Genomic DNA, 8086 nt, shown 5'->3' on the forward strand with positions numbered 1-8086 from the left:
GATTAAAGTTTCACTTTATGATTTTAAGATAAGTTTATTTAATTTTGATTGTATATAAAATGTGTAGAATATTCCTCCAAAAAATAAGCCTACAGATAGTCCACTTATGGCAGAATAAATTATATTAAACAAAATATTATCATAAAATGATGAATAAATTCCTAAAGTTACGTTTAAGAGATATTTTACAAAGAAATTAATCAATATAATTATTAATGGAAGGTAACATTTCTTCCTGAAAGTAACCGTCTCTTGCTTGAAAAGAATTTGATATTTTGCATATAACAAATATCCAATCAAAATGCCTGGAAGAATGAAAATCGTATAGCTTATTAAACAATATCCTAAGTAAGAAAATTTAGTGATAATTTTATCTAACCCCCATATCATAAAAATCATGGGAACAAGGAACATTTTAGATAAATTAATTGGTCTTTCTTGAGAAATAGCAATACCCCTTTTTATTAAAATGAATAATAATATCCATACCCATAATGGAGTTCTTATAAATACTTCTTTAATCATAGTATACATTGTATATCCTCCTTTGTTTTTATTAATATTTACATCAAAGGAGATATAAAGAAATACTTTTAAACATAAGTGGTAAAAATCAATACATAAGTGGTTATTGGGAATGTTTTTTTAGCTGTTTTTTTAATGAAGAAACATATTTTCTTGACACAATTACTTTTTCTCTGTTTGAAAGCAGTGTTTCCAAATTTCCGTTTGCTTTAGCGGAGAATTTATTTAAAAAATGAATATTGATAATTATAGTTTTTGAAATTCTAATGAAGTTATCTGGAAGTTCAGATTGTAATTTATATAAAGGACTTTTTATCTCAAATATATTTTCTTTTGTATAAACAAAAATTTTCCTTTCAAGATATTCCAAATAAATAACAGTTGAGCAAGAAATTTTTTCTTGTTCGCCTTTGTGAGTAGAATTAACTATTAAATAGTTATCAGAACTATTCTCTAGTGTTGATACCATATCTAGAATAAAAGATGTTACTTTGTGAATGTAGAAGGTACAAGATTCTTCTTTAAGCTTTTCAATAATTTTAATGTTTGCTTTCATTTTCTACCATATTTCCCTTTCTTTAAAATAGATTTTAATGTTTGTTTGAAACAAAGTTTAATCTAAGTCAAAATAGTATTTTATATGAATATTATTAAAAAATCTATTAACATATTTCTTCGCATATTTTTTATAAACATCGTAACATTATTTTTACCCCTCCATAATTGCCATCAATTTGAGAAATGTATTCTTCTCAAAAATGAAAATCACCCTAAGATCCTATGGACAACTATGAAAGGATGAAATTTTCGTTTTGCGGATATTTCAGAAGTTTAGCTTGATAGCGATGTGGCGAGGCCCCATGCCCATTAACTTAAGAAACTCCCCCCCAAGAGTAAAAAAACGTTATTCTTTCTAAAAAGCTAACTAGAAAGGATGACGTTTTTTTGTAATTAGATATATTAAAATCTCCCGAGTTGATTGGCATTTAAGGTGACCCTTTATTCAACAATCAAACGCTTTAACGAAGTAACAAAAAAGCCCAATTTCTCTATTTATGCAAACTGCAAGTAATTTCTCATCCTTAGAATGAGTGGTTACTCGGTATTTTTATATAAAGTGCCATAAGAATAATGTCAGCATAAGAACCATCTTTGAATCTAATTTGGTTTATTTGCCTACCTTCTTCCCTAAACCCTAATCTTTTGTATAAATTTATAGCCCGTTCGTTGTTTGAAAATACATCCAGACATATCTTTTCTAATCCTTCTTGTTCTTTTGCCCATTCTATAAAATGAGAAAGTAATTTTGTTCCAATCCCCATATTACTAAATCCTGGTTTAATCCCCATTCCAAATGAACCGGCATGGTGTAAACGAATATAGGGAGATCTAGAAAAAGATAGAAAACCGATGACTTGATTATTAAATTCTACTACTAATGTCAATCCTCTATTTTCTTGTGAGGTTTGTATCTTTTTTTGATACTCTTCTGCCTTTTCTTGCGGCTCTTCGGGTGATCGAAGAAAAAAGTTTGTAGTTTCAACAATCTTTTTCTTTATCACAACTATTTCTCTTGCATCTTCTACTTTTGCCCTACGTATGTTTATCATATATTTTATCCCCCTTTATTTCCCCCCAATAATAGCAAGTACTTAAAATAATTTAAAGAATTAATTTCCAAAAGAGTTAAACTAACCTTAATAAGGGATGGTACGCCCTTGCCATCAAGCTAAAAAATTTTTTGTTCTCCAAAACCTCAAAAAATGAACCCAATTCCCATAGACAACTACTGTTGTGAGATAAAATTTTACTTTGGGGGTATTATAAATTCTTAAGTTGATGGGCATGTATGGTGACCCTATATAAAGAAATTTTAAACATCTTAATCTGCCTTTCCTTTATGTAAATATGGGAATAATGAAATTACCCCAAGGATAGCTAAACAAGCTCCAATCCATAGCGGAGATACAAAACCATATCCTTTACTGATTCCAAGACCACCTAGTGAGGAACCAATAACAATACCCAGCGTAATAAAAGAACTATGAACGGTATTTATCATTATTCCATTACTAGCTGTCTTCATCACCCTCGCAACCATAGCTGGATTCAATGCTACACCAGTTAAACCAATAAAAATCGTAGAAATAACTGCAATGTATTTATTCTCTGCACTTAAAGCAAATAAAGACAACGCTATGATTAATATAATTAATCCACCCATAAGTATTTTCATTGTAAATTTATCAGCGAACTTGCCAATTATTATATTCCCAATTACCGTCGCACTACCATAGAGAGCAAGTAAATATGGAATACTTGCACTTGAAAACCCTGTAACATTTGTAAAGATAGGAGTGAAATAACTAAATGCTGCAAACGTACCACCAATAATGAACATACTTGTTACGTACGCTGCCCAAAGATGAATATTCTTAAATCGCAGAAGTTCATCTTTCCAATTTAATTGCTCTTTATTTGAAGAGGATGGTAACAACCGTTGAATCATAATTGCTGATACTAGCACAAGAACAGAAACAGCCCCAAAACTAATACGCCAGCCAAAATATTGCGAAATAACGGTTGTTATAGGTAAACCTAATACAGTTGCGAACATTAAACCTGCAAGTACAATTGATGCAGCTTTTCCCCTTGAATCAGAGTGAACCAATGTCGCAGAAAAGGAAATCGCAACTCCAAAAGCTGAAGCTGAAGCAATACCAGTTATAATACGTGAAATCATCATAATATCATAGTTCCAAGCAATAGCTCCGAGCGATTGACCAATTAAAAATATGAACATTAAAAACAATAATGCTTGTTTGCTGCGCATCTGTAAGAGGATTGCAGTTAAAATGGGGCCTCCTATTACCATTGCCCCTGCATAAGCTGAAATTAAATACCCAATAGATGATACAGGAACCTGGAATGCAAGAGCAAGTTCATTCATCATACCTGCAACCATAAATTCTGATGTAGTCATACAAAAGATTGCTAAAGCTAATAAATAAATAATCGATGGCATAAAAACACTCCTTATTCATTATTGTAATGATCGGTACAAAAACAGTGCGAAAAAAGAGCGCACTAAGCGCCACAAATAGACTCTACTGTTCCTTTGATAACTTGTTCAGACAACATCCGATTTTGCATCGATACATTAAGAACACGGAATCCGTAATAACTGCTTAAAAGCAGACTAGCTAATTCCTCAGCTGATTGCTTCTTTGAAATTTCACCTGTTTGCAATCCTTCCTCCATCACTGCTTCAATAGCTTGTTTAAGAAGTTCAACATGCTTCGAGAAAATTTCTTGTACCATTAAATCGTTTTTAGCACGTTCTATACTGGCATTAATCAACAAACATCCTTTTTGATCCATATTCTCAAAGTCTTCTTTCAATGCCCATTCAAAAAAATTACTTAATCGTTCTTTAACTGGAATTGGAGTATCTAACAATTTCTTTTGTTCCCTAATCCCAATTTCATGGTAGCGTTCTAATACTTGTTTATACAGTTCATGTTTACTACCGAAAGTATTGTATAAACTTCCTTTTCCAAGTCCTGTATCACTGCATAAATCTTGTGTAGAACACCCCTCATATCCTCTTAACCAAAATGTTTTCATTGCAACATCTACAATTGAGGAATAATCAAACTCTCGGGGTCTGCCGCGTTTATTCAATCGTATCCTCCTCTCATTTTAAAGATAACATGAATAGAATACTCTTTTTTGTACCGCGTGGTCAATAATTTTGTTTTATTGTTACTGTAAAATAAAATTTGATTATTTTAGATTACGAATAATTAAAAATAGCTCCCTTATTCAAATACAAGTCTTATTTGAATTAACAATTTCATCAATCTTTATTATTAATTATCAAACTTTGTTATAAATGATCAATCTATTTTACAAAGCCACAAAAAGACAAAATATAAATTGTTTAATCATTTGTTTTTCTACGTTTCCATAGGAAAAGTCGGGGAGCGAAACTCAGCCAAGGAGAAATCGTTGGTCTAATTGGGGTTACCATACATCGCTATCAATCTAAGGTAAATTTGTATCCATATAATCAAAAAAACGCTATTCTTTTTGTAGAAAAATACAGAAAGGATGGCGTTTTGTATGACTCTATCGATTCAAGATGAGTTTCATTTATTCGCTGAAGAATTACAGCGATATCTATCCCCAAGTATCCTTCAACAGCTCGCACAGGAGACGGGGTTCGTAAAACGTAAAAGTAAATATGGCGCACGAGATTTGGCCGCTTTATGTATTTGGATTAGTCAACACGTAGCAAGCGATTCTCTTACTCGATTATGTAGTCAGCTTTATACAAATACAGCTACACTCATGAGCCCAGAAGGACTGAATCAACGCTTTAATCCTTCTGGGCTCATTAGTACCCCAGTGGAAGCTTCTAACCGACTGCACAATTGTGTAAGTGACGTGCTAGCAATTTCCTGACTGAGCCATACGCAAAGGGCAATGAGTTCGTTTGCTTGATATTTACTAGATCGCTTTACACAGCCAACTTGTCTAGCGATGTCTTGTAGGACTACTGGAGATAGAAAGCGTTGTAATTCTTGTGAGAATAGATGTAATTCTTCAGAAAGCGAGAGGTCCATAAAAAAACGCCATCCTTTCCTATGATTCTACAGAAAGAATAGCGTATTTTTTCATTTTAGGGGGTATTTAATTTTGTTAGCTTGAAAGCAATGTGGTGCTCCTCCTTCAAAAGTTTCCATTAAAAAATAGTAAAAGCCGGAAAGTATTTTTATACTCTCCGACCTTAATATAAAAAAATTAAGAAATTGAAACCTTATTTGCTAAGCATAATTTTCTCAAGTTCATCTAACATTTTGTTAGCTGCAATTACACCACCAGCAGTATTCCAAACTGCATCACTAACTTCATGTGCATTTCCATTTTTAACAGCATTTAGATTTTTCCAAAGAGGATCGCTTGTCATTTCTTTTGCTTTATCTAAAGCTTTTGGATCATTTTCTGGAGCATATGTAAAGTAAAAAAGAACATCTCCATCCATTTTAGGAATCATTTCTTTTCCTACATCTATAGCAAGGTTGCCAAATTTACTGTTAGCAGTAAAAAGCTCTTTTTGCTGTTTCACACGTTTAAAACCTAATTGATCAAAAATAACTCCAGAAAAAGAATCTGTGTAATAAATACGAGAAGTTCCAGCCATGAAACGGACAACAGAAACTTCTTGATTTACTTTATCACCTAATTTTTGTTTTACACCTTCTAGGTGTGCATCAAATTTGCTTAATACTTTGTTGCCTTCTTCTTCACGATTTAAAGCTTTTGCATATAATTTAAAGTTTTCCTTCCAATCGCCTCCTAGTGTATCTGAAAATACTGTTGGAGCAATTGCGTTTAATTTATCGTATACCTTTTCTTGGCGTACCTTATTACCAATAATTAAATCAGGTTTTAACGATGCAATTTTCTCTAAGTTAACTTCATGTTCAACCCCTACAACTTTAACATCTTTCATATCGCTTTTAATATGATCGTACCATGGATCCCCTAGCCAAGATTTCACAGCACCAACAGGCTTTACTCCCATTGATAAAATCGCTTCGGTTCCTTCGTTAGTTAAAACAACAACGCGTTTAGGAGTTTTTGTGATCTTTGTTTCACCCATAGCATGTTTAACGGTATAACCTTGTCCTTTGTTTGATTTTGACTCTGTTTTTTCTTTTGACACTTCATTGCTACCACAAGCAGCTATGAACACTAAAAAAAGAGCTGACAATAAACTAAGTATCGTCTTTAAATATGTACGCATAGTAAGTCCTCCGATAAGTTCGATAATGATTTTCATTATTAATAATGATGTATAAATTAATAAACTGTCAATGATATTTTGTCAGATATTAAAAAATGCATTGAAATATCTGACAAAACATAAGGAATCAGCTAGATAGGAATACGGAAATGATTCAAAGAATAACCTTCCACATCTGAAAGTTTTTCAAATGTGGTGGGTGCTTTATATTATACTTTGGCCTATAGTTTCCTATAAGAGTCCCGCCCCATAGCCATCAACTTAAGGAATGTAAACACCCCCAAAACAAAAAATGAGCTGACTTCTCAAAATAACTAACTGTAGAGAAAGAGAATTTTCATTTAGGGGGTACTTTTATACTAGAAAAAAGGCTTATAAAGTTGAGTAGCTCAAAAATTAAATTAGGATAATCCGTAATTATATGCTAGACTTGGTTTACCATTTGATTTACTGTTTTCATGTCCTTTACGAGTGGGGGTTCTTTGTTTCACAGAAAAAAGAAAAGCAGACTCCCATAAAAGAGCCTGCCTTCCCTGCTTTGTAAAATTAAGAAGCTTTACGTACGTTTGAAGCTTGAGGTCCACGTTGACCTTGCTCCAAATCAAAAGTCACTGCTTGACCTTCTTCTAAAGTTTTGTAACCTTCGCCTTGAATCGCTGAGAAATGAACGAATACATCGTCTCCACCTTCACGTTCGATGAATCCGAAGCCTTTTTCACCATTAAACCATTTTACATTACCTTTTTCCATTTGTATTGCCTCCTAGTGTGTAAACACACACAATGTAATACTATCCTTGCTCTCAGTGATCAGAAAGGTGAAAAGTTACAAATCCTTTACACCGAACAAAAATAATTCATTTTAATAATAACATTTTTTGTAATAAATGTCAAGGTGAAGAAAAGACATTAAGCTCACTATTTCTTTATGATAATCATTGACGTATCTGATGTGTGTAGCAATGGAACAAAATCACGCAACAAACACTAGCGAACATTCATTTTAAGGGTTATTTCGTATATTAGTGGACATAAAATAGCNNGCTATTTTATGTCCACTAATGCTTGTTGCTTTATCCTGTTCCATTGCTATACATACCCCTGTTAGAAAATGAAACTTTATTTGATAGCCGTAAGTTTCGTGAAATGTGTGACATGGGTCGGTTGATTGAAGATCAATTTTTATCTTTGCTTTCCTATGTTGCAGATCAAGAGCGTAAAAAAATCCATCAGCGACGAGCAGAAGGGATTGCTGTAGCTAATTTAGGACGTCCTCAGGTGAACCTTTCAACCCTAAGCAAACAACAAATGCATATGATAGAAGAAACTTATTCTAAATGGAAAAGTGGAGAAATAACAGCTACTATGTTTGTGCAAATGTTAGAGCTAAAGAAAAACACGTTTCATAAAATAATGAAGGAATATGAGGAAATAAAGTAGGATCTCTCTTATTAGAAATCCTACTTTTTCTTTGGTTGTAATAATCTTGATGTTTTTGTATCAGAATAGTATTGTATATATCGAAAAAAATAAAAGACAACTCCAATTAAGAGTTGTCTTTTTGTGTAATAAAATCCCCAAAATATGAAAATATACAAACGAATATAATACGTTATGGTTGATATTATAACAAAACCGAAGAGTATTGAAAATAAAAAGAATGTTGTAATGATTTTTTAAGGTTTTAGTTAAAAAAGCCTCGAAAATAAACCTTTTATAAAGGTTTTCTTTAAATATGATTATTGTATTT

At 32.4% G+C, this 8086-nt stretch carries 7 protein-coding genes and 3 pseudogenes; 2 read left to right on the forward strand and 8 right to left on the reverse strand.

Features of this window, described 5'->3' with window-relative positions:
- Positions 1 to 15 precede the first annotated feature (15 nt).
- The 5 genes from COL05_RS26120 to COL05_RS26140 form a co-directional block, all read right to left on the reverse strand.
- Positions 16 to 534, reverse strand: coding sequence for a hypothetical protein (locus tag COL05_RS26120; RefSeq protein ID WP_098670697.1), 519 nt, complete (start codon positions 532 to 534; stop codon positions 16 to 18).
- A gap of 94 nt (positions 535 to 628) precedes the next feature.
- On the reverse strand, positions 629 to 1081 hold the full coding sequence (locus tag COL05_RS26125; RefSeq protein ID WP_098670698.1) for a LytTR family DNA-binding domain-containing protein: 453 nt from the start codon (positions 1079 to 1081) through the stop codon (positions 629 to 631).
- A gap of 526 nt (positions 1082 to 1607) precedes the next feature.
- Positions 1608 to 2135: a GNAT family N-acetyltransferase gene (locus tag COL05_RS26130; protein WP_098670699.1), complete on the reverse strand. Its 528-nt coding sequence runs from the start codon at positions 2133 to 2135 to the stop codon at positions 1608 to 1610.
- 272 nt (positions 2136 to 2407) lie between these two features.
- Entirely contained in the window at positions 2408 to 3550 is a 1143-nt protein-coding gene (locus tag COL05_RS26135) for an MFS transporter (RefSeq protein WP_098670700.1), read from the reverse strand.
- Positions 3551 to 3612: 62 nt separating this feature from the next.
- Positions 3613 to 4209 (reverse strand): TetR/AcrR family transcriptional regulator, encoded by a 597-nt coding sequence (locus tag COL05_RS26140; RefSeq protein ID WP_098670701.1) that lies wholly within the window; start codon positions 4207 to 4209, stop codon positions 3613 to 3615.
- A 441-nt stretch (positions 4210 to 4650) separates the two neighbouring features.
- Here COL05_RS26140 and COL05_RS26145 point away from each other — a divergent pair.
- A pseudogene (locus COL05_RS26145) lies at positions 4651 to 4923 on the forward strand (IS4 family transposase); the annotation flags it as partial.
- Here the strand turns inward: COL05_RS26145 and COL05_RS26150 are convergent.
- The 3 genes and pseudogenes from COL05_RS26150 to COL05_RS26160 all read right to left on the reverse strand — a co-directional run.
- A pseudogene (locus tag COL05_RS26150) lies at positions 4902 to 5153 on the reverse strand (IS4 family transposase); the annotation flags it as partial. The pseudogenes COL05_RS26145 and COL05_RS26150 overlap by 22 nt on opposite strands.
- Before the next feature lie 194 nt (positions 5154 to 5347).
- Positions 5348 to 6337 (reverse strand): ABC transporter substrate-binding protein, encoded by a 990-nt coding sequence (locus COL05_RS26155; RefSeq protein ID WP_098670702.1) that lies wholly within the window; start codon positions 6335 to 6337, stop codon positions 5348 to 5350.
- A 546-nt stretch (positions 6338 to 6883) separates the two neighbouring features.
- Positions 6884 to 7087, reverse strand: a complete 204-nt coding sequence (locus tag COL05_RS26160; protein WP_000410775.1) for a cold-shock protein — start codon at positions 7085 to 7087, stop codon at positions 6884 to 6886.
- Between the two features lie 344 nt (positions 7088 to 7431).
- On the opposite strand from COL05_RS26160, the pseudogene COL05_RS26165 reads away from it, so the two are divergent.
- A pseudogene (locus COL05_RS26165) lies at positions 7432 to 7776 on the forward strand (recombinase family protein); the annotation flags it as partial.
- Positions 7777 to 8086: the final 310 nt, after the last annotated feature.

It is taken from the genome of Bacillus sp. AFS059628 (assembly GCF_002571225.1).
Classification (GTDB): Bacteria; Bacillota; Bacilli; order Bacillales; family Bacillaceae_G; genus Bacillus_A.

Coding starts and splice junctions, on each gene's coding strand:
- COL05_RS26120 (WP_098670697.1), bottom strand. CDS start 534: ATGTATACTATGATTAAAGAAGTATTTATAAGAACTCCATTATGGGTA.
- COL05_RS26125 (WP_098670698.1), bottom strand. CDS start 1,081: ATGAAAGCAAACATTAAAATTATTGAAAAGCTTAAAGAAGAATCTTGT.
- COL05_RS26130 (WP_098670699.1), bottom strand. CDS start 2,135: ATGATAAACATACGTAGGGCAAAAGTAGAAGATGCAAGAGAAATAGTT.
- COL05_RS26135 (WP_098670700.1), bottom strand. CDS start 3,550: ATGCCATCGATTATTTATTTATTAGCTTTAGCAATCTTTTGTATGACT.
- COL05_RS26155 (WP_098670702.1), bottom strand. CDS start 6,337: ATGCGTACATATTTAAAGACGATACTTAGTTTATTGTCAGCTCTTTTT.
- COL05_RS26160 (WP_000410775.1), bottom strand. CDS start 7,087: ATGGAAAAAGGTAATGTAAAATGGTTTAATGGTGAAAAAGGCTTCGGA.